The sequence below is a fragment of the Agromyces sp. Root1464 genome (assembly GCF_001427265.1).
Lineage (GTDB): Bacteria > Actinomycetota > Actinomycetes > Actinomycetales > Microbacteriaceae > Agromyces > Agromyces fucosus.
In genome coordinates, this window is sequence record NZ_LMFU01000002.1 from 63,408 (window position 1) to 80,676 (window position 17,269).

Consider the following 17,269-nt stretch of genomic DNA (forward strand, 5'->3'; position numbering starts at 1 on the left):
CGCCACGGCCTACGCTGGGCGTATGACGCGACGCCGGAGTGACCCGATCTACAGCACGGCGATCGTCGCCGGGCGCGCGCTGTTCGGCTTCTGGGGGTTGAAGCGCCACGTGACGGGTGCGGAACATGTCCCGGTCACCGGGGGCGCCGTGGTCGCCATGACGCACTTCGGCTACTTCGAGTTCGCGCTCGTCGAGTGGGCGACGTGGCTCGCGAACCGCCGGCGCATCCGCTTCATGGCGAAGCAGGGCGTGTTCGACAAGCCGGTCGTCGGATCGCTCCTCCGCAGCATGAAGCACATCCCGGTCGACATGAAGGCGGGTGCGGCCGCCTACGCGAAGGCGGTCTCGGCGCTCCGCGACGGCGAACTCCTCGGCGTGTTCCCCGAGGCCGGCGTCAGCGCGTCGTTCACCGTGCGCGAGCTCAAGACCGGCGCGGCGCGGCTCGCGGCCGAGGCTGGAGTGCCGATCATCCCCGTCGCCGTCTGGGGCGGGCATCGGCTCATGACCAAGGGTCGCAAGGTGAAGTTCTTCGAGCGGTTCGGCGTGCCAGTGAGCTTCGCGTTCGGCGAGCCGATCACGGTCGCCGCCGGTGAGGATCCGCACACCGTGACCGAGCGCTTGCGCGCCACCCTGCAGCGGATGGTCGACCGGCTGCAGGCCGAGTACCCCGTCGACGGCACGGGAGCGTGGTGGCAGCCGCGCTCGCTCGGCGGCACCGCACCGACGCCCGAAGCGGCCGCCGCGGCGGATGCCGCTCGGGACGCGGCCCGCGAGGCGGCGCGCGCTGCCCGCGACGAACAGCGCTGATCCAAGACATCCTCGACGCTGCGGGTTAGGCTCGTGGTATGTGCAGGAACATCCACACCCTCCACAATTTCGAGCCGGCCACGACCGACGACGAGGTGCACGCGGCCGCGCTGCAGTTCGTGCGCAAGGTGAGCGGCTCGACGAAACCCTCGAAGGCCAACGCCGAGGCGTTCGACCGCGCCGTGGCCGAGATCGCGCACGTGACCCGTCACCTGCTCGACGACCTCGTGACCACCGCGCCGCCGAAGAACCGCGACGAGGAGGCCGCGAAGGCCCGGGAGCGGGCAGCCCGACGGTACGCGACGCAGGCGACGGCGCAGATCGCGTGACGCGCCGCGGCACCCGAGCGGGTCACCCGCGAGGGGAGTAGCGTCGCCTCCATGGCAGATGCCGTCACTCTCTCCGTCCCAGGTCCGCACGGCGATCGCGACGTGCGGATCTCGAGTCCGACGCGCGTGATCTGGCCGGAGGCCGGCATCACCAAGCTCGAGCTCGCCGAGTACTTCATCGCCGTCGGCACGCCGTTCGTCGAGGCCAACGGCGACCGGCCGGTATCGCTGCAGCGATTCCCGGGTGGCGTCGACGGCGAGCAGTTCTTCTCGAAGAACCCGCCGAAGGGGGCACCCGACTGGGTGAGATCCGTGCCCGTCACCTACCCGAGCGGGCGCACGCACCCTCAGCTCGTGATCGACGAGCCGGCCGGTGCGGTCTGGGCGGCGCAGATGAACACGATCGTCTTCCACCCGTGGGCGTCCCGGGCCGGGAACCCCGACAATCCCGACCAGTTGCGCATCGACCTCGACCCGCAGCCCGGCACGGGCTTCGCCGAGGCGGCGCCTGTCGCGGTGGAGCTGCGGAAGCTGCTCGACGAAGTCGGCCTGACGGCGTTCGTGAAGAGCTCGGGCAGCCGCGGCATCCACGTGTTCGCGCCCATCGAGCCCGAGCACGAGTTCCTCGACGTGCGGCACGCCGTCATCGCCCTCGGGCGCGAACTCGAACGCCGCATGCCCGACGAGGTCACCACCAACTGGTGGAAGGAGGAGCGCGGCGACCGCATCTTCATCGACTACAACCAGGCCAATCGCGACCGCACGATGGCCGGCGCGTACTGCCCGCGCCCGTTGCCGAAGGCCTCGGTGTCATGCCCGCTCGAGTGGGACGAGCTCGACTCCACCGACCCCGCCGACCACACCGTGCGCACGGTTCCGGAGCGGCTGCAGCAGGTCGGCGACCCGTGGCACGGCATGCACGACGCACCGGGCCGCATCGACACCCTGCTGGAGTGGTGGCAGCGCGACCTCGACGACGGGCTCGGCGAGCTGCCGTTCCCTCCCGACTTCCCCAAGATGCCGGGCGAGCCGATGCGCGTGCAGCCGAGCCGCGCGAAGCAGCAGCCCTGACTCACCTCACGACGGGCGGCAGCCCGGCGACGTCGGGGTAGGACGGCACTTCGAGCGGCACAGCGGGCCGGACGCTCGCCCCACCGCGCCCGCCGGCCATGGCCTCGACCGCCGCGGAGATCGACCCGAGCGCGGTGCGGAACAGCAGCGACCCGGTGCTCGCGCGCGCGACCCCGAGCTCGGCGAGCCGGGAGATCGGCAGGTCGGGTTGCACGAGCACGTTGAGCGGCGCCTCGACGGCACCGACGAGAGCGGAGATCGTGGCCGGCTCGAGCACGCCGGGAACGAAGACTCCCGATGCACCGGCCGCCAGGTAGCGGCCGGCACGGGCCGCCGCCTCGTCGAGGCGGCGGTCGGCGTCGTCGGCGTCGTCGATCCAGTACCCGTCGGTGCGGGCGTTCAGGTAGAGCCGCGGAGCTGCCGCGGCGATGGCGGCGACCTTCGCCGCGGCGAGCTCGACATCGACGAGTTCACCGGCAGGGGTGGAGTCCTCGATGTTCACCCCGATGCATCCGATCGCCGCGAGTTCGGCGACGAACCGGCCGACCTCGTCGGGGTCGTCCGAGAACCCGGCTTCGAGGTCGACGCTGAGGGCGATGCCGTGCCGTGCGGCTTCGAGCGCGAGCGCGAGCGACTCCGCAGCGATCTCACCGGCCCCGTCGCACTTCCCGGCGCCGACGGCGATGCCGAGGCTCGTGGTGCCGATGGCGCGGTGCCCGGCCGCAGCGAGCCACCGCGCCGAGGCCAGGTCCCACGCGTTCGGCAGGAGGATGGGGCTGCCCGGTCGGTGGAGGGCGTGGAACTCAGCGGGCGTCAACATCGTGGGGGACCTCTTCTTCTCGGTCGGCGTCGCGGTGCGTCGTCTCGCCGCGCGTCGTCTCGACGATCGCGGCGGCGATCGCCAGGGCGTGGTGCGGCGCCGGGCAGGCTCGGTCCCCGGCGCCGAATGCGAGGATGCGGGCCGGGCGCTCGGCGGTGGCTGCGTGGTCGGGTCCGTCGAGGTGCAGGGCGACGAGCGACTCACCGCGGCCGTCTCGGGCGGGCACGAGCCGGCGCGTCAGCGGGACCGGCGAGTCATCGCGGAGCACGGTCTCGAGCAGTACCCGGGTCGACACGGAAGCGTCTCGCGATCGCGCCAGCGCGATCGCCCGTTCGACGAGGGTGGCGGTCGCCGCGTGCGCCTGCACGAGCAGTTGCGCGCGCAGCACGCGCTCGTCGGCGTCTGCGGCACCGGATGCCTCGAGCAGGGCGATGACCGCGGCATCCGCTTCATCGGGGTCCGACGACTCGCCGGTCGGGTAGGCAGCCGCGACCACCTCGACGAGCGGCGGCAGCGCATCGGGTCGCGCGAAGCCGAGCGCTTCCGCGAGCACGGCGACGGGGATGTCCCGGGGCCGTGCTCCCTCGCGGGTGCGCGCTACGGCTGCCGCGATGAGGAGGTTGGGGTCGAGCTCGTCGAGCAGCATGTCGAGGTGTTCCCGCCTGACGGCGTGCTCGGCGCCGTTCACGAAGCGCGAGACGCCGGCGCGGAAGGTGCTCAGCGGAGACGCGGAGGTCGTCGTCGCGGCGGTCGCCGGCGGGACGCGTGATGCGGGGTCCTGGAGGATGCGTTCGACCTCGGCTCGCTCGATGATGTCGATCATGGTTCGACGCTACGCCCGGGACGCTTCGATGCAGGGCGAAGTGTCCTCGACGTATCGTGGAGGCATGCACGGAGACGCCGATCTCGCCGAACCCGCCCGTCTCATGGGCGAGCCCGCCCGGGCCGCAATGCTCGTGGCACTGCTCGACGGCCGGTCGCTGCCGGCGAGCGAGCTCGCCGGCGTGGCCGGAGTCACAGCGTCGACCGCGAGCACGCACCTCGCGCAATTGCTCGCTGGCGGGCTCGTGACCGACCGCAGGCTCGGCCGGCACCGGTACTTCACCCTCGCGAGCGCCGACGTGGCCAACGCGGTGGAGGCGTTGCAACTGATCGCGCCCCGCCGCAGCGTCTCCTCGTACGCCCAGTCGGCCTCCGCGGAGCGACTCGCCCTCGCGCGCTCGTGCTACGACCACTTCGCGGGCCGGCTGGCGCTCGACCTTGCTGATGCGCTCGTGCGCGAAGGCGCGATCGCCCCGCTCGTCGCGGGAGAGCCGGGGCGAGTGCTCGACCCGGGCACGCCGCTCGCCGAGCGGCTCGGCATCGATGAGGGCATCGCGGCAGCGGGTTCCTCCCGACGCCCGGTGCTGCGCGGATGCCTCGACTGGACCGAGCGTCGCCCGCACGTCGCCGGTCGACTCGGCGCGCACGTGCTCGAACGCCTGATCGCCGAGGGGTGGGTGGAGCGTCGGCGGGGTGATCGTTCGCTCCGCGTGACCGGACAGGGCGCCCGGGAGTTCGACGAGCTCGCGCGCGGCTGAGCCGGAGCTGCCGTCAGACCCGGTTGCCGGGCCGTCCGGGCACCGGGTGAACGTCGGCGCCGATCGGGGGGCGCGGCGCGCCATGCACCTCCCGGTGCAGCCGTTCCATGCGGGTGTCGAGTTCGGCAGCGGTGTGTGCTGCGTCCGTCAGCCCGTCGAGCAGTTCCTGCGGCACCTGCCGGTCGTACTTGTAGTAGATCTTGTGCTCGAGGCTGGCCCAGAAGTCCATCGCGATCGTGCGGATCTGCACCTCGACGGCGACCGGGTGCGCGCCGGTGGAGAGGAAGACCGGCACCTCCACGATGACGTGCAGGCTCTGGTAGCCGTTGGACTTCGGCTCGGCGATGTAGTCCTTCACCCGAAGCACCCTGATGTCGCGCTGCGCGGTCAGTAGTTCGAAGATGCGGTAGGCGTCGGAGACGAAGCTGCATGTCACGCGCACGCCGGCGATGTCGGTGATCGTCTCGCGGATGGTGTCGAACGTGGGATCGATGCCCTTCCGCTGCATCTTCTCGACGACGCTGTCGAGGCTCTTCAGTCGGCTCGAGATGTGCTCGATCGGGTTGTAGTCGTGCGTCTGGTTGAACTCCTCGCGGAGGATCGAGAGCTTCGTGATCACCTCGTCCATGCCGAACTTGTAGCGCAGCATGAACCGCTCGGTCTCGTCGCGGAGCGCGCGCATCTCGTCGAGCGTCTGGCCGTCGATGGTCTCGAGCGTTCGCTGTGCGCGCGCGGTGAGCATGGGGGGAGTGGCATGCCGGGTGGGCGGGGTGCCGTCGAGCGGGGTCACGGATGCCACGCTACGGCGCGAAGCTCTGCATTTCCTTTGATCTGCGACCGCGTTCGCCCCGAGCGCAGCGGGCCCCGCTCGGCGCGTCGCTACGCTCGAGGAATGACCCAGTGGCTCACCGTGGCACCCGGCATCCACCAACGCCGGTACGACCCGTTCGACATCTCGATCGTCGTGATCGAGGGCTCCGACGGCCTGTTGCTCGTCGACACGCGCGTGCAACCGAGCGAGGCGCTCGAACTCGCCGACGACATCGCGACGCGATTCGACCGCCCGGTGCGCTGGGTCGTGAACACCCATGCGCATTTCGACCACGCCTTCGGCAACCAGGTCTTCGGGCCGGGAACGGCCACGGATGCCGCGATCTACGGCCATGCGAACATCGCCGCCCACTTCGCCGAGTTCGAGGGGCCGCGCCTCGCCGCGTGGCGTGCCGATCCCGGCCGTGAGCCCGATCGCCAGTGGGACGACGTCGTGCTGACGCCGCCGACGCATCCGCTCGTCGAACCTCTGCTGCTGAACCTCGGCGATCGACTGGTGGAACTGCGCCCGCAGTCGCCCGCGCACACCGACACGGATCTCGTGCTCTTCGTGCCCGACGAGCGGGTCTGGATCCTCGGCGACCTGATCGAGGAATCGGGGCCGGTCATGTACGGATCGGGCAGTTACCCACTCGGATGGCCGGGCGTGCTCGTCGACCTCGCCGCCTCGATGCGGCCGAGCGACCCCGTGGTGCCCGGGCACGGCCGGGTGGTCGACCGGGCATTCGTCGAGCGGCAGGCCGCGGAACTCGGGCTCATCGCCGATCGCTTCCGTGCAGCGCACGCGGCGGGCCTCACTCCGGCCGAGGCGCTCGACGCGCACGATGACTGGTCGATCCCGGTCGACGCGCTCGGCGGTGCGGTCGAGCGCGCGTATCGCGCACTCGATGCGCAGGGGGAGGCACGGGCGTGAGCGCTGCAGGCGATCCGTTCACGATCCACGTCCCGGATGCCGAGCTCGACGACATGCACCGGCGGCTCCGAGGCACCCGATTCGTCCAGGCCAGCAGCAGCCGCTCCTGGGCCGGCGGCGTCGATCCCGGCTACCTCGCGGGCCTCGTCTCCGAGTGGGCCGAGACGTTCGACTGGCGTTCGGTCGAGTCGAGCCTGAACCGGCTCGACCACCGGCAGGCACTCGTGCACGGGACCCGGGTGCACTTCGTCCGGGCGAGCGCAGGTGCGGCCGATGGCGTGGTCGTCCCACTGCTCCTCATGCACGGCTGGCCGTCGACCTTCCTCGAGATGCTGCCGCTCGCCGACGCGCTCCAGGCGGCGGGTGAGCGGCACGGACTCCGATTCGACCTCGTGATCCCCTCGATGCCGGGCTTCCTCTTCTCGGAGTTGCCCGAGGCCCCGCTCACGCGGGAGGTCATGGCCGACCTGATGTGCGAGCTGATGCGCCAGGTGGTGGGGGATGCACGGTTCGGCGTCTTCGGCGGTGACATCGGCGGCACCGTGGCCGCATGGATCGCCGCGAAGCATCCCGACCGGGTGCTCGGGCTGTACATGATCCATCCGCCGTTCCCCGCGGACTTCGCGGAGCCGATCACGCCCGCGGAGCGTGCACTGCTCGAGGCAGAAGCCGAGTTCGACGAGGGTGACGGGGGCTACAGCGCCATCATGATCACCCGGCCCGACACGGTCGGGGCGGCGCTCGTCGATTCGCCCGCGGGGCTGCTCGCATGGATCATCGACAAGTTGCGCGACTGGAGCGACGCCGGCGGCGACCTCGAGCGTCGATTCGATCGCGCGACCCTCCTCACCGTCGCGACCCTGTACTGGTCGACCGGTTCGATCGGCACGTCGTTCCGCCAGTACTTCGACTTCCCGGCGAACGCGCCGCGACCCATGATCCGGGTGCCCGCTGGATTCACCCTCAGCGCAGAGGCGATCATCCGGGACCTTCCGAGGAGCATCGTCGAACGCGCCTGCAGCGACATCAGGGCCTGGCACCCGGCGACGGTGGGCGGTCACTTCATGGCGCATGAGGAACCCGAACTGCTCGCGGGTCACCTCGCCGCGTTCTTCGACGAGCTCGGTCGCCCGCGCGAGAGCTGACCGAACGACCCCGGTGCGGGCCGGCGCCCGCCGTTCACGTCAGGAGGGATCCGCCGCAATCGAGATCCCGAGCTCCGCACGGACCGCGGCGATGGCACGGTCGAGCGCCGCCTCGAAGCGATGCGGCGGCGGGGCTCCGTAGCCGACGACCATCGCGGGGGCTCGCGGTGCCGAAGGTGCCCCGAGCCGGAAGGAGCCGAGTCCGTCGAACCGGACGCCGAGCCGCCGGGCGGTCGAGGTGACGGAACGCTCGTCGAGGCCGGTCGGCAGCTCGAGGAGGCAGTGCAGGCCCGCTCGCATCCCGCTGACGCGGCAGCTGTCGAGTTCGGCGGCGACCCGCGACTCGACCCGCTCGCGACGGGCGCGATACTCGGCGCGTCGGCGGCGCACGGTCCTGTCGTACTCGTGCGCCCGCATGAAGGCGTCGAGGGCAGCCTGGTTCAGGGCATCGGGGATGCCGTTCACGGCGACGGTCTGCGCCTCGAAGCCCCCGGCCAGTCGCTCGGGGAGCACGGCCCATCCGATCCCCACGGCCGGGGCGAGGCTCTTCGACGCCGTGCCGAGGTAGACGACGAGGCCGGGTGCGAGCGACTGCAGCGCGCCGATCGCTCGGCGGTCGTAGCGGAACTCGCCGTCGTAGTCGTCCTCGATGATGAAGGCGCCGCTGCGCTCGGCCCACGCGACGACCTCGATCCGCCGGCCCGGGGAGAGCGCCGCACCGGTCGGGAACTGGTGGGCCGGGGTCAGGAGCACGGCGTCGACCGCGAGGTCGCCGAGTCGGTCGACGACGGCGCCGTCGGCATCGACCGGGAGCGCCACCACGTCGAGGCCCGCCGCGCGGAGGATGCCGCGATGCGCCTCGTGACCGAACTCCTCGACGGCGATGCGCCGCGCACCCTCGGCCACGAGGGTTCGACCGACGGTCGCCAGGGCGGCGCCGAATCCTCGCGTGACGGCGACGCGCTCGCTCTCGGCCCAGACGCCACGGGTGCGGGCGAGGTACTCGGCGAGCGTGGACCGCAGGGCGGGCGAGCCCCGGCGCGGACCGTAGCCGAATGCGGAGGCCGGGAGGTCGAGGGTCGCGCGCCGTGCCGCGGTCGCCCATTCGCGTCGCGGGAACGACGAGGCATCCGGAATGCCGCCGCGGAGATCGAGACCGAGGTGCCGGGCCGGCGACGCCGAGTCGGCACCCGTCACCGGTGTATCGCGACCCGGGCGGCCGGCGACCCAGGTGCCCGCCCCGACGCGCGCTTCGAGCCACCCTTCGGCGGCGAGTCGCCCGTACACCTCGGCGACGACGTTGCGGGCGATGCCGAGGTCGGCGGCGAGCGTGCGGCTCGCGGGCAGCCGGGTGCCGGCGTCGATGCGCCGGTCGCGCACGGCTCTGCGGAGCGCCTCCTCGAGGGACGACGCCTTCCGGCGACCATCGAGGTCGAGGTGCAGGTCGAGGCCGCGAATGGCCCATGATTCACCCATGGAATTGGACTGTAGCAGTGGGCCGATGGCTCCGTAGCGTGGAGCCATGACCCTCACCGATGCACTCGTCGACATCCCCGTCCGCCTCGACTTCGACGCGATCGTCCCGCGGTTCTCGCGTGCGGTCGCCTCGCTCGATCACGCCGCGACCGCCGAGCTCGATCGCGTCGGCATCGACCGGCAGTTGCGCGAGATGGTGCGGCTCCGGGCATCGCAGATCAACGGATGCGTCTACTGCGTCGACCTGCACTCGAAGGATGCGCGCACCGCCGGCGTCACCGAGCAGAAGCTGCACGCGGTCGCGGTCTGGCGCGATTCCGGGCTGTTCACCGCGGCGGAGCGTGCGGTGCTCCACCTCACCGAGTCGATCACGCGCCTCTCGGAGACGCACGTGCCCGAGGAGGACCTCGCCGCGGTGACTGCCCGCTTCGGCGAGGAGCGCACGGCGGCACTCGTGTCGCTCATCATCGTGATCAACGTGTGGGACGCGATCGGCGTGACGACGCGGTGCTGGCCCGTCGCTCGCGACTAGGCCTGACACCCGTGCGACCATCTGGGATGATGCGGACATGACGGATGCCGCGCAGCCACCGGTCCTGCAACTCCGAGTCGTGATCGAGGCGGAGGACTACGAACGAGCCGTTGCGTTCTACCGCGACGCGCTCGGCATGCCGGAGCTCATGGCCTACGCCGAGGGCGGCGACGATCGGGTGACGATCCTCGAGGCCGGCCGGGCGACCATCGAGATCGCGAACCCGACGCACAAGCGGGTGATCGACGAGCTCGAAGCCGCTGGGCGCCCGAGCCCGCGCATCCGCCTCGCCTTCGAGGTCACGGACGCGGCGGGCACGACCCGGCGCCTCGCCGATGCGGGGGCCGCGGTCGTCGCCGAACCGGTGGAGACGCCATGGCGCTCGCTCAACTCACGTCTGGACGCCCCGGCCGGACTCCAGATCACGGTCTTCGAGGAGCTCGAGGGGTCGGAGGAGCGAGCGCTTCGCGACGGGTTCGGCACCGAAGCCGAGCGCGACTGACGAATCGCAGGTTCAGACGTCGCCGTCGACGTAGAACCAGCTGCCGCCCTCTCGGGTGAAGCGGCTCCGCTCGTGCAGCACGCCGCGTTCGTCGGGCGAACGATACGACGCGCGGAACTCCACCTCGCCGTCACGGTCGAACGGTCCGCCGCGCTCGGTCGCGACGATCTCCAGGGCGATCCACCGCGTCTCGTCGTCGAGATCGAGGTCGCGCGGGCGCGTGTCGGGATGCCACGTCGCGCGGAGGTAGTCGACGTCGCCGACCGCGAATGCGGTGTAGCGCGATCGCATGAGCTGCACTGCGGACGGCGCCACGGCGATGCGAGCGAGGAGCGGACCGCAGCAGTCCCCGAAGGTGTTCCCGCTGCGGCAGGGGCACCGCTCGTCCGCGGTCGGCCGGAGGGGAGGGGTGTGGCTGGGCATCCTCCCAGTATCGCGGTCTCCGAGGGCCATCTTCATGGTCTGCACAGGAAGAAATGAGGAACCCTTCAGAAACTCGGGGCAGAGTGTCTGACTTCTGCCCTCGCTCGGGGGCGTCCCCCATCCTGACCGAGCACCCGAGAACCTATGCGCAACGACATCACCACGCCCGAAACCGAAATCGCCCCCGAAGCACTCCACCCGCGCCGCAGCATCCGCAAGCGCCGTCTCGGACGCAAGCGGCTCGTCGCCGTCGGCGCCGTCATGGCCGTCGGCCTCATCGTCGGCACCGGATTCACCGTCCAGTCGGCGATCAGCACCCAGGCCAGCATCGACGCGACGACCGCGCTCACCGAGTCGACGGGAGTGCGTTCCGACCAGCTCGGCGCATACAGCGCGATCGCCGAGGCGCGCACGCGCCACAGCGCACAGGACACCCTCACGGCCGCGAACGCCACGCTCGCCGCGGTCGGCGGCAAGGTCGACTCGAGCGGCCTCGCCGCCTCCGTCGCCTCGCTCGGCGACTACGAACGCCTGCCGATCGATTCGATCGTCGACCTCACGAAGCAGACCCGCGCCGAGACCGAGAAGACGGCGGCCGCGGCCGCCGAGTTCGATCGCGTGCAGGCCGAGCAGGCGGCAGCCGCCGCCGCCGCCCTCGCCCAGGCGAACACGCCCGACGGCGCCCGGGCGACCGCGCGCGCCCTCGCCGCGTCGAAGTACGGCTGGAACGATTCGCAGTTCCAGTGCCTCAACCAGCTGTGGCAGAAGGAGTCGGGCTGGTCGTACACCGCCTACAACGCATCGAGCGGCGCAACGGGCATCCCGCAGTCGCTGCCGGGCAGCAAGATGGCCTCCGCCGGCTCCGACTGGCAGACGAACGCCGCGACGCAGATCAGCTGGGGCCTCGACTACATCGCACGCGGCTACGGAACGCCCTGCAGTGCGTGGTCGCACTCGCAGTCGATGAACTGGTACTGACCCGAGGGGATCTCGCGTAGGGTTGCCGGCACGAGGCCGTCCAGGTCTCCGATCAAAGGGCGAATCCATGTCAGACAAGTCGCCGAAGAAGTCGTCGTCCAAGACGGCTGCCAGCAAGACCCTCAAAGAGAAGCGCGCCGACAAGAAGGCCAAGGTCGAGAACCGGTCGAGCAGTGACGCGGTGACCGAGGCCACGCACCGCAAGCGCTGAACCGCAGCGGCGCCTGAGCTGAGCGATGGGATGCCCATCGCGAGCCGGGCGTCGCTCCGGCGTGAGGCGCCGTGTTCAGGCGGTGCGCGGGTCGAGTAGACCCGCCCGATCGGGATGCCGGTCGAACCACTCGCCCACGTACCAGCAGCTCGGCACGATGCGTCTGGTGGAGTTCGCCTCGACGTCGTCGACCGCGAACGCGACCAGTTCGCCGGCAAGGCCGCTGCCGCGGTACGGCGGATTCGTGAACGTGCGGGTGAATGCGACCGAATCGCCGAGCTCCCGGTAGTCGAGCACGCTCGCGATGTCCCCGTCGACGCGCAGCACGTATCGGCGGGCGTCGGGTTCGTGGGTGAGTTCGGTGTGCACGTGATCAGGCTACGCCGCGGGCGGTCAGCGACCGCGAAGGCGCTCGAGGTCTCGTCGTTCGCGCTTGGTCGGGCGTCCGGCACCGCGATCGCGTGTGGCGACGATCGCGACCGTCTCGCGCGGCGGCGGGGGAGGCGTGCGGTCGTCGACCGCGGTCGCCGCGACCGTCGCCGACACCCGCTTGACGAGCGTCTGCCGCACAACGAGCATCCGGTCGAACCCGTCGACGCGCACGCGCACCTCGTCGCCGGGGCGCACGGACTGGGCCGCCTTCGCCCGCTCGCCGTTGACCCGCACATGCCCGGCCCTGCACGCCGCCGTGGCCGCGGACCTCGTCTTGAACTGCCGCACCGCCCAGAGCCAGGCGTCGACGCGCACGGGGGACTCGCCGTTCATGACAACAGCCTACGGCCGTGACGAAGCGGGGAGGTTCGTGCGGCATGCTGGACTCATGAGCGGAGCGAGCGGCGACGAATGGGTCGTGGGCCCCGATGGTTCGAAGTACTGGGGCAGGTTCGGGGCGGCCGGGCTGCTGGTCGTCAGTCCGCAGCGCGAGGTCCTGCTCCAGCATCGGGCGCTGTGGAGTCATTTCGGCGGCACCTGGGGTATGCCGGGCGGCGCTCGTCACGAGCACGAGAGCGCTGTGGAGGCGGCCGTCCGCGAGGCCGGCGAGGAGGCGGGCGTGCCGCCGGCGCTCGTCGAGGTGCGGTTCAGCACCGTACTCGACCTCGGCTACTGGTCGTACACGACGGTCGTTGCCGATGCCGCCGAACGGTTCGCACCGGTGGTCAGCGACCCCGAGAGCATCGAGCTGCGATGGATCGCGATCGATCGGGTCACCGAGATGCCGCTGCATCCGCGATTCGCCGAAGGCTGGACCGCACTCGCGGAGCGCCTCTGAAGCGCTTCGCCGTCGAGCTGGTGCCCGTCAGGCGGTGGGCTCGCCGATCGGCGCCGACGCCCGCCGCGGAAACCACGGAACGATCGGCGAGGTGCGGGCCCGATAGTCGTCGTAGTCCGCGTAGCGCCCGCGTGAGATCGACTCGGTGAAGATCGTCGAGCCGATGAAGAGCGTCGTGAGCAGCACCGCCCCCGCGACGGACCAGTGCAGCCAGATGCCGGTCGCCGCGACCGCGAAGCCGTAGAAGACCCACCACTGGGCCTGCTCGAAGAAGAAGTTCGGGTGCCGTGAGACGCGGAACAACCCGGTCTGCAGGAATCCGGGCTGCGGGGTGCGGCCGGCCGCCCGCTCTGCCGCCTTCCACTGATGGAACGTCCACTGCTGCTGGTCGGCGACGCCCTCGCCCACGAGGAGGGCGAGGAAGACGACGGCGAGCACGACATCGGCCGGACCGAGCGGCACGCCGCCGGCGGTGAACACCGTCGCTGCCGGGAGGCAGAACAGCAGGATGACGGCGTTCTGGTAGACGGAGATGAACAGCAGGTTGAAGGCGGCGAACCCGGCACGGGACATCCGCCCCCGCAGTACTGCCCACCGGTAGTCCTCGCCGCCGGGCCGGTAGCCGCCCTTTCGTGCGAAGTTGAAGGTCAAGCGGATGCCCCATGCCGAGACCAGCACCGCCATGAGCACGAGTCGTCCGTCGAACCCCGACGCGACCGCGAACACCCACACGTAGACGATCGGTGCGATCGACCAGATGCGGTCGACCCACGAGTATTCGCGGGTCACGACCGAGGCGACCCACGTCGCGAGCGTGATCGAAGCGCAGATGACGAGACACACGATGAGCGGACCCATGTCGGCATTCTACGGATCGATAGGATCGGAACGTGGCTGGGGAACGCTCGGGGGAGGTCGGTTCGGAGATCTGGACGATCCCGAACATCCTCAGCATGCTCCGGCTGGCACTCGTTCCGGTCTTCCTCGTCTTCATCGTGCGCGGCGACTACGTGATCTCGCTCGTCGTCCTCGTCGTCGCGAGCCTGAGCGACCTGCTCGACGGCTACCTCGCGCGGCGCCTCGGGCAGGTGACCCGGCTCGGGCAATTGCTCGACCCGGCCGCCGACCGGCTGTACATCTTCGCCGCGCTCGTCGGTCTCGCCGCACAGGGACTCGTACCGTGGTGGATCGTCGTCGTCATCGTCGCCCGTGACGTCCTCCTGCTGGTGCTCGGCGTCGTGCTCGCGAACCACGGTTTCGGTCCGTTGCCCGTGCATCAGCTCGGCAAGGTCGCGACATTCGCACTGTTCTTCGGCCTGCCGGTGATCATGCTCGGACTCGCGTTCCCGAGCGTCGCCGTCGTCAGTCAGCCGGTCGGCTGGGCGATCACCCTCTGGGGTGCGTTCCTGTACTGGTGGGCGGGCATCATCTACGCGATCGAGACGGCTCGCGTCATCCGCATCCCGCGGGTGGCGGAGGAGCCGCGATCGGATACGCTGGAACAGGGAGGTTAGTGTGGCGGATAGCGACAACACTCAGGCCGGCGGTACTGAGACCGGGGGCGAGCCTGCGACGACCACGTCGACGCACGCCGCGGTCGGCGGGGCCACCGACACGACCATCGGCTTCAGTCGAGAGGCAGCGGCACAACTCAGCGCGCTCGATGCCGACGTCACGGCTGAAGAGCAGGAGGCGATCGCCGCGCTGCCCTCGGGTTCCGCGCTGCTCATCGTGCGCCGCGGCCCCAACAGCGGGGCCCGATTCCTCCTCGACACCGAGGTGACCGTGGTGGGTCGTCATCCCGACGCCGACATCTTCCTCGACGACGTGACGGTCTCGCGCAAGCATGCGGAGTTCGTGCGGCACCGTTCCGCGTTCGAGGTGCGCGACCTCAGTTCGCTGAACGGCACCTACTACGACGGGGTCCGCATCGAGACGGCGCTCCTGAGCGACGGTGCAGAGGTGCAGATCGGCAAGTTCCGGCTCACGTTCTACGCCTCGCGGCGCGACCTGGCTCCGGTGGCGAGCGAATAGTGGCAGCTCCCGCTGCGTCCACGCGCGCGAGCGGTCAGGCGCCACTGCTGGGCATCGGTCAGGTGCTGGCACGGCTTCAGCCCGAGTTCCCCGACCTGACCCCATCGAAGCTGCGCTTCCTCGAGGAGCAGCGACTCGTCTCGCCCGCCCGCACCGCGGCCGGGTACCGGAAGTTCTCGACGGCCGACGTCGAGCGAATCACGGTCGTCCTCTCCATGCAGCGCGACCACTACCTGCCGTTGAAGGTCATCAGGACTCACCTCGAGGCCGTCGACGCGGGTGAGACGCCGGCGCTGCCGGGCGCCACGAGCGCCGCCGCGTTCCTCGCGGGAGCGCGCAGGTACCGCCGCGACGAACTCATCGCCGAGGCCGGTGCCACGGCCGCCCTGCTCGACGACGCCGTCTCGGCCTCGCTCCTGCCCGCCGCCGAGTACCACGGCGACGAGGCGCTGGGCGTGCTCCGCTCGCTCGTCGCGCTCCGGGCCGTCGGCATCGAGCCGCGTCACCTTCGCGGCGTCCGTGCGGCAGCCGAACGCGAAGCGGCGCTCGTCGAGCGCGCGATCGCGCCGTCACGACGGGCGGATGCCGCAGACAAGGCCCGTGCCGTCGAGCGCGGGCTCGAACTCGCCGGGCATCTCGAGGCCGTGCACGTGAGCGTCGTGCGCGCCTCGCTCGGCCGACTCGCACGATGATCTCGCGACACGCCGTGACGTTCGGCCGGATGTGTTCGACACAGCCTGCCGCCCTCGGTAGCGTGGAACTCGCGCCGACGGGGTGCGAGAGTGAGGGGCGAATCGGATGAGTGAGCTCGACCGGACTCCACGCTCGCGGTACGACCTCGGGTTGCTGTTCACCGACGGCATGCCCGAGCACGACGATGCCACGGGGTATCGGGGCGCGGTCGCGGCCCGGGCCGCCGGAATCAGCTATCGCCAGCTCGACTACTGGGCGCGCACGCAACTCGTCGAACCGACGGTGCGCAGCGCCGCCGGTTCGGGAACGCAGCGCCTCTATGGCTTCCGCGACATCCTCGTGCTGAAGCTCGTCAAGCGACTGCTCGACACGGGCATCTCCCTGCAGCAGATCCGCACGGCGGTGACGCAGTTGCGCGAGGCGGGAATCGACGACCTCGCCCAGACGACGCTCATGAGCGACGGTGCGAGCGTCTACCTCTGTACCTCCGACGACGAGGTCATCGACCTCGTCAATCGAGGCCAGGGCGTGTTCGGAATCGCCGTCGGCAAGGTGCTCCGCGAGGTGGAATCGACCCTCGTCGAGATCGGTACACAGCCGGCCGACCCGATGGACGAACTCGCCGCGCGTCGCGGCGTGCGCTCTCGCAAGATCTCCTGAGTCGCGTCTCAGTCGACCCGTCGGTCAGGCGCCGACTCGCTCGTCTGTCATAAAACGACTTGATTCGCCGGTCATTCGACGGCTCGGTCGCTCGGTCGACACACCGTCTGACGACGACGTTCGCGCGGGCGCTCAGGCGGTCGGACTCGGCGCTTCGAGCGGAAGACCCGCGAACTCCCCGATGCGGGCCGTGCGCAGCACGCGCTCCAGCAGCTGGTCGAAGTTCGACGACATCTCTTCAGCGCTCTCGCCGGGCCACATGTGCAGCGGTCTCGCGGCGCCCTGCGCCTGCTGGAGCGAGGTGCGCTCGGGCAGCTGGGGGGAGAGCACGAGGGGGCCGAACATGTCGCGCAGCTCCTTGATGCGGAACTGGTGCTCGAGCGATTGCACACGCGCCCGGTTCACGATGATGCCGAGCGGCTGGAGTCGCGGTGAGAGGCCTCGCCTGATCTCCTCGATCGCCCGGAGCGCGCGGTCGGCCGCGGCCACGGAGAAGAGCCCCGGCTCGGTCACGACGGCCACACGGTCGCTCGCGGCCCACGCGGTGCGGGTCAGCGCGTTGAGCGACGGCGCGCAGTCGATGAGCACGAGTTCGTAGTCGGCCTCGACGTTGGCGAGGGCCTCCTCGAGCTTCCAGATGTCACGGATCGACGGATGCGGTCCGTCGAAGTTGATGGCCGACGGGCTGCCGATCATGACGTCGATCGTCGACTGCGGGTTGGAGCGGGCCCAACCGCTCGGCGCGATCGCCGAGCGCACGATCTTCTCCTTGGGGGAGGCGAGCACGTCGGCGACGTTGAGGTGTCCGGCGACCTGGATGTCCATGCCGGTGGAGACGTCGGACTGCGGGTCGAGATCGACCACGAGCGTCCGGACACCACGGGCGAACGCGGCCGACGCCAGTCCGAGGGTGACGGTCGTCTTGCCGACACCGCCCTTGAGGGAACTGACGCTGAGTACGTGCACGAACAGATACGCTACCTCTATTGCTTG

General features: G+C 70.6%; 24 protein-coding genes. 15 read left to right on the forward strand and 9 right to left on the reverse strand.

What is annotated here, in order from left to right; all coding sequences use genetic code 11:
- The first annotated feature begins 22 nt into the window (after nucleotides 1-22).
- From ASD23_RS06115 to ligD, 3 genes are read left to right on the forward strand one after another with little or no spacing between them, the layout of a single operon-like run.
- Entirely contained in the window at nucleotides 23-808 is a 786-nt protein-coding gene (locus ASD23_RS06115; RefSeq protein ID WP_056008139.1) for a lysophospholipid acyltransferase family protein, read from the forward strand.
- Nucleotides 809-846: 38 nt separating this feature from the next.
- A complete protein-coding gene (locus ASD23_RS06120) occupies nucleotides 847-1,137 on the forward strand; it encodes a DUF2277 domain-containing protein (protein WP_056008142.1) in 291 nt (96 codons plus the stop codon).
- 51 nt (nucleotides 1,138-1,188) lie between these two features.
- The gene (gene ligD / locus ASD23_RS06125; RefSeq protein ID WP_056008145.1) at nucleotides 1,189-2,208 is read left to right on the forward strand and encodes a non-homologous end-joining DNA ligase; all 1,020 of its coding nucleotides are present in this window, start codon (nucleotides 1,189-1,191) and stop codon (nucleotides 2,206-2,208) included.
- Between the two features lies 1 nt (nucleotide 2,209).
- Here ligD and ASD23_RS06130 read toward each other — a convergent pair whose 3' ends face one another.
- Nucleotides 2,210-3,028, reverse strand: a complete 819-nt coding sequence (locus tag ASD23_RS06130) for an isocitrate lyase/PEP mutase family protein (RefSeq protein WP_157377032.1) — start codon at nucleotides 3,026-3,028, stop codon at nucleotides 2,210-2,212.
- Entirely contained in the window at nucleotides 3,012-3,851 is an 840-nt protein-coding gene (locus tag ASD23_RS06135; protein ID WP_056008148.1) for a hypothetical protein, read from the reverse strand. The genes ASD23_RS06130 and ASD23_RS06135 overlap by 17 nt, the downstream gene beginning before the upstream one ends.
- A 64-nt stretch (nucleotides 3,852-3,915) precedes the next feature.
- On the opposite strand from ASD23_RS06135, the gene ASD23_RS06140 reads away from it, so the two are divergent.
- Entirely contained in the window at nucleotides 3,916-4,608 is a 693-nt protein-coding gene (locus tag ASD23_RS06140) for an ArsR/SmtB family transcription factor (RefSeq protein WP_082571505.1), read from the forward strand.
- 13 nt (nucleotides 4,609-4,621) lie between these two features.
- Here ASD23_RS06140 and ASD23_RS06145 read toward each other — a convergent pair whose 3' ends face one another.
- Nucleotides 4,622-5,350 (reverse strand): GTP pyrophosphokinase, encoded by a 729-nt coding sequence (locus tag ASD23_RS06145; RefSeq protein WP_056008153.1) that lies wholly within the window; start codon nucleotides 5,348-5,350, stop codon nucleotides 4,622-4,624.
- A 150-nt stretch (nucleotides 5,351-5,500) separates the two neighbouring features.
- On the opposite strand from ASD23_RS06145, the gene ASD23_RS06150 reads away from it, so the two are divergent.
- Together ASD23_RS06150 and ASD23_RS06155 are read left to right on the forward strand one after the other, a co-directional pair.
- Nucleotides 5,501-6,352, forward strand: a complete 852-nt coding sequence (locus ASD23_RS06150) for an MBL fold metallo-hydrolase (protein WP_056008156.1) — start codon at nucleotides 5,501-5,503, stop codon at nucleotides 6,350-6,352.
- On the forward strand, nucleotides 6,349-7,497 hold the full coding sequence (locus tag ASD23_RS06155; RefSeq protein WP_200941695.1) for an epoxide hydrolase family protein: 1,149 nt from the start codon (nucleotides 6,349-6,351) through the stop codon (nucleotides 7,495-7,497). The genes ASD23_RS06150 and ASD23_RS06155 overlap by 4 nt, the downstream gene beginning before the upstream one ends.
- 39 nt (nucleotides 7,498-7,536) lie before the next feature.
- Here ASD23_RS06155 and pdxR read toward each other — a convergent pair whose 3' ends face one another.
- Complete coding sequence (gene pdxR, locus ASD23_RS06160) at nucleotides 7,537-8,973, reverse strand: MocR-like pyridoxine biosynthesis transcription factor PdxR (RefSeq protein WP_056008159.1); 1,437 nt, start codon at nucleotides 8,971-8,973, stop codon at nucleotides 7,537-7,539.
- 46 nt (nucleotides 8,974-9,019) lie between these two features.
- Between pdxR and ASD23_RS06165 the strand changes: the two genes are divergently transcribed.
- Together ASD23_RS06165 and ASD23_RS06170 are read left to right on the forward strand one after the other, a co-directional pair.
- Nucleotides 9,020-9,505 (forward strand): carboxymuconolactone decarboxylase family protein, encoded by a 486-nt coding sequence (locus tag ASD23_RS06165; protein WP_056008162.1) that lies wholly within the window; start codon nucleotides 9,020-9,022, stop codon nucleotides 9,503-9,505.
- A gap of 37 nt (nucleotides 9,506-9,542) precedes the next feature.
- Nucleotides 9,543-10,007 carry a VOC family protein gene (locus ASD23_RS06170; RefSeq protein WP_056008165.1) on the forward strand — a complete coding sequence of 155 codons (465 nt, stop codon included), beginning with the start codon at nucleotides 9,543-9,545 and terminating at the stop codon, nucleotides 10,005-10,007.
- 12 nt (nucleotides 10,008-10,019) lie between these two features.
- Here ASD23_RS06170 and ASD23_RS06175 read toward each other — a convergent pair whose 3' ends face one another.
- On the reverse strand, nucleotides 10,020-10,322 hold the full coding sequence (locus tag ASD23_RS06175) for a YchJ family protein (RefSeq protein ID WP_327019781.1): 303 nt from the start codon (nucleotides 10,320-10,322) through the stop codon (nucleotides 10,020-10,022).
- Between the two features lie 252 nt (nucleotides 10,323-10,574).
- Here ASD23_RS06175 and ASD23_RS18555 point away from each other — a divergent pair, with 252 nt between their 5' ends.
- Both ASD23_RS18555 and ASD23_RS19065 read left to right on the forward strand, forming a co-directional pair.
- Nucleotides 10,575-11,408, forward strand: coding sequence for a hypothetical protein (locus ASD23_RS18555; protein ID WP_082571272.1), 834 nt, complete (start codon nucleotides 10,575-10,577; stop codon nucleotides 11,406-11,408).
- A gap of 67 nt (nucleotides 11,409-11,475) precedes the next feature.
- Entirely contained in the window at nucleotides 11,476-11,619 is a 144-nt protein-coding gene (locus tag ASD23_RS19065; protein ID WP_165877346.1) for a hypothetical protein, read from the forward strand.
- A 75-nt stretch (nucleotides 11,620-11,694) separates the two neighbouring features.
- Here the strand turns inward: ASD23_RS19065 and ASD23_RS06185 are convergent, their stop codons facing one another.
- A complete protein-coding gene (locus ASD23_RS06185) occupies nucleotides 11,695-11,988 on the reverse strand; it encodes a GNAT family N-acetyltransferase (RefSeq protein WP_056008172.1) in 294 nt (97 codons plus the stop codon).
- Between the two features lie 24 nt (nucleotides 11,989-12,012).
- Nucleotides 12,013-12,384 (reverse strand): RNA-binding S4 domain-containing protein, encoded by a 372-nt coding sequence (locus ASD23_RS06190; RefSeq protein WP_056008175.1) that lies wholly within the window; start codon nucleotides 12,382-12,384, stop codon nucleotides 12,013-12,015.
- A gap of 55 nt (nucleotides 12,385-12,439) precedes the next feature.
- Here ASD23_RS06190 and ASD23_RS06195 point away from each other — a divergent pair, with 55 nt between their 5' ends.
- Entirely contained in the window at nucleotides 12,440-12,889 is a 450-nt protein-coding gene (locus ASD23_RS06195) for an NUDIX domain-containing protein (protein ID WP_056008179.1), read from the forward strand.
- A 27-nt stretch (nucleotides 12,890-12,916) separates the two neighbouring features.
- Here ASD23_RS06195 and ASD23_RS06200 read toward each other — a convergent pair whose 3' ends face one another.
- On the reverse strand, nucleotides 12,917-13,747 hold the full coding sequence (locus tag ASD23_RS06200) for a DUF1295 domain-containing protein (RefSeq protein WP_056008182.1): 831 nt from the start codon (nucleotides 13,745-13,747) through the stop codon (nucleotides 12,917-12,919).
- A gap of 32 nt (nucleotides 13,748-13,779) precedes the next feature.
- Between ASD23_RS06200 and ASD23_RS06205 the strand changes: the two genes are divergently transcribed.
- The 4 genes from ASD23_RS06205 to ASD23_RS06220 all read left to right on the forward strand — a co-directional run bounded on the left by ASD23_RS06205 (nucleotide 13,780) and on the right by ASD23_RS06220 (nucleotide 16,276).
- On the forward strand, nucleotides 13,780-14,403 hold the full coding sequence (locus tag ASD23_RS06205) for a CDP-alcohol phosphatidyltransferase family protein (protein WP_056008186.1): 624 nt from the start codon (nucleotides 13,780-13,782) through the stop codon (nucleotides 14,401-14,403).
- A gap of 106 nt (nucleotides 14,404-14,509) precedes the next feature.
- A complete protein-coding gene (locus ASD23_RS06210) occupies nucleotides 14,510-14,923 on the forward strand; it encodes an FHA domain-containing protein (RefSeq protein ID WP_056012624.1) in 414 nt (137 codons plus the stop codon).
- The gene (ftsR, locus tag ASD23_RS06215) at nucleotides 14,920-15,615 is read left to right on the forward strand and encodes a transcriptional regulator FtsR (protein WP_056008187.1); all 696 of its coding nucleotides are present in this window, start codon (nucleotides 14,920-14,922) and stop codon (nucleotides 15,613-15,615) included. Before ASD23_RS06210 ends, ftsR begins: the two co-directional genes overlap by 4 nt.
- A 106-nt stretch (nucleotides 15,616-15,721) precedes the next feature.
- Nucleotides 15,722-16,276 carry a MerR family transcriptional regulator gene (locus ASD23_RS06220; RefSeq protein WP_056008190.1) on the forward strand — a complete coding sequence of 185 codons (555 nt, stop codon included), beginning with the start codon at nucleotides 15,722-15,724 and terminating at the stop codon, nucleotides 16,274-16,276.
- A gap of 132 nt (nucleotides 16,277-16,408) precedes the next feature.
- On the opposite strand, the gene ASD23_RS06225 is transcribed toward ASD23_RS06220, so the two are convergent.
- Nucleotides 16,409-17,242: a ParA family protein gene (locus ASD23_RS06225; RefSeq protein ID WP_056008193.1), complete on the reverse strand. Its 834-nt coding sequence runs from the start codon at nucleotides 17,240-17,242 to the stop codon at nucleotides 16,409-16,411.
- Nucleotides 17,243-17,269 lie beyond the last annotated feature (27 nt).

What these genes read in the sequence shown, in the direction of transcription:
- ASD23_RS06115 (WP_056008139.1), top strand. Translation starts at nt 23, where the DNA reads ATGACGCGACGCCGGAGTGACCCGATCTACAGCACGGCGATCGTCGCC.
- ASD23_RS06120 (WP_056008142.1), top strand. Translation starts at nt 847, where the DNA reads ATGTGCAGGAACATCCACACCCTCCACAATTTCGAGCCGGCCACGACC.
- ligD (WP_056008145.1), top strand. Translation starts at nt 1,189, where the DNA reads ATGGCAGATGCCGTCACTCTCTCCGTCCCAGGTCCGCACGGCGATCGC.
- ASD23_RS06130 (WP_157377032.1), bottom strand. Translation starts at nt 3,028, where the DNA reads ATGTTGACGCCCGCTGAGTTCCACGCCCTCCACCGACCGGGCAGCCCC.
- ASD23_RS06135 (WP_056008148.1), bottom strand. Translation starts at nt 3,851, where the DNA reads ATGATCGACATCATCGAGCGAGCCGAGGTCGAACGCATCCTCCAGGAC.
- ASD23_RS06140 (WP_082571505.1), top strand. Translation starts at nt 3,916, where the DNA reads ATGCACGGAGACGCCGATCTCGCCGAACCCGCCCGTCTCATGGGCGAG.
- ASD23_RS06145 (WP_056008153.1), bottom strand. Translation starts at nt 5,350, where the DNA reads ATGCTCACCGCGCGCGCACAGCGAACGCTCGAGACCATCGACGGCCAG.
- ASD23_RS06150 (WP_056008156.1), top strand. Translation starts at nt 5,501, where the DNA reads ATGACCCAGTGGCTCACCGTGGCACCCGGCATCCACCAACGCCGGTAC.
- pdxR (WP_056008159.1), bottom strand. Translation starts at nt 8,973, where the DNA reads ATGGGTGAATCATGGGCCATTCGCGGCCTCGACCTGCACCTCGACCTC.
- ASD23_RS06165 (WP_056008162.1), top strand. Translation starts at nt 9,020, where the DNA reads ATGACCCTCACCGATGCACTCGTCGACATCCCCGTCCGCCTCGACTTC.
- ASD23_RS06170 (WP_056008165.1), top strand. Translation starts at nt 9,543, where the DNA reads ATGACGGATGCCGCGCAGCCACCGGTCCTGCAACTCCGAGTCGTGATC.
- ASD23_RS18555 (WP_082571272.1), top strand. Translation starts at nt 10,575, where the DNA reads ATGCGCAACGACATCACCACGCCCGAAACCGAAATCGCCCCCGAAGCA.
- ASD23_RS19065 (WP_165877346.1), top strand. Translation starts at nt 11,476, where the DNA reads ATGTCAGACAAGTCGCCGAAGAAGTCGTCGTCCAAGACGGCTGCCAGC.
- ASD23_RS06190 (WP_056008175.1), bottom strand. Translation starts at nt 12,384, where the DNA reads ATGAACGGCGAGTCCCCCGTGCGCGTCGACGCCTGGCTCTGGGCGGTG.
- ASD23_RS06195 (WP_056008179.1), top strand. Translation starts at nt 12,440, where the DNA reads ATGAGCGGAGCGAGCGGCGACGAATGGGTCGTGGGCCCCGATGGTTCG.
- ASD23_RS06200 (WP_056008182.1), bottom strand. Translation starts at nt 13,747, where the DNA reads ATGGGTCCGCTCATCGTGTGTCTCGTCATCTGCGCTTCGATCACGCTC.
- ASD23_RS06220 (WP_056008190.1), top strand. Translation starts at nt 15,722, where the DNA reads ATGAGTGAGCTCGACCGGACTCCACGCTCGCGGTACGACCTCGGGTTG.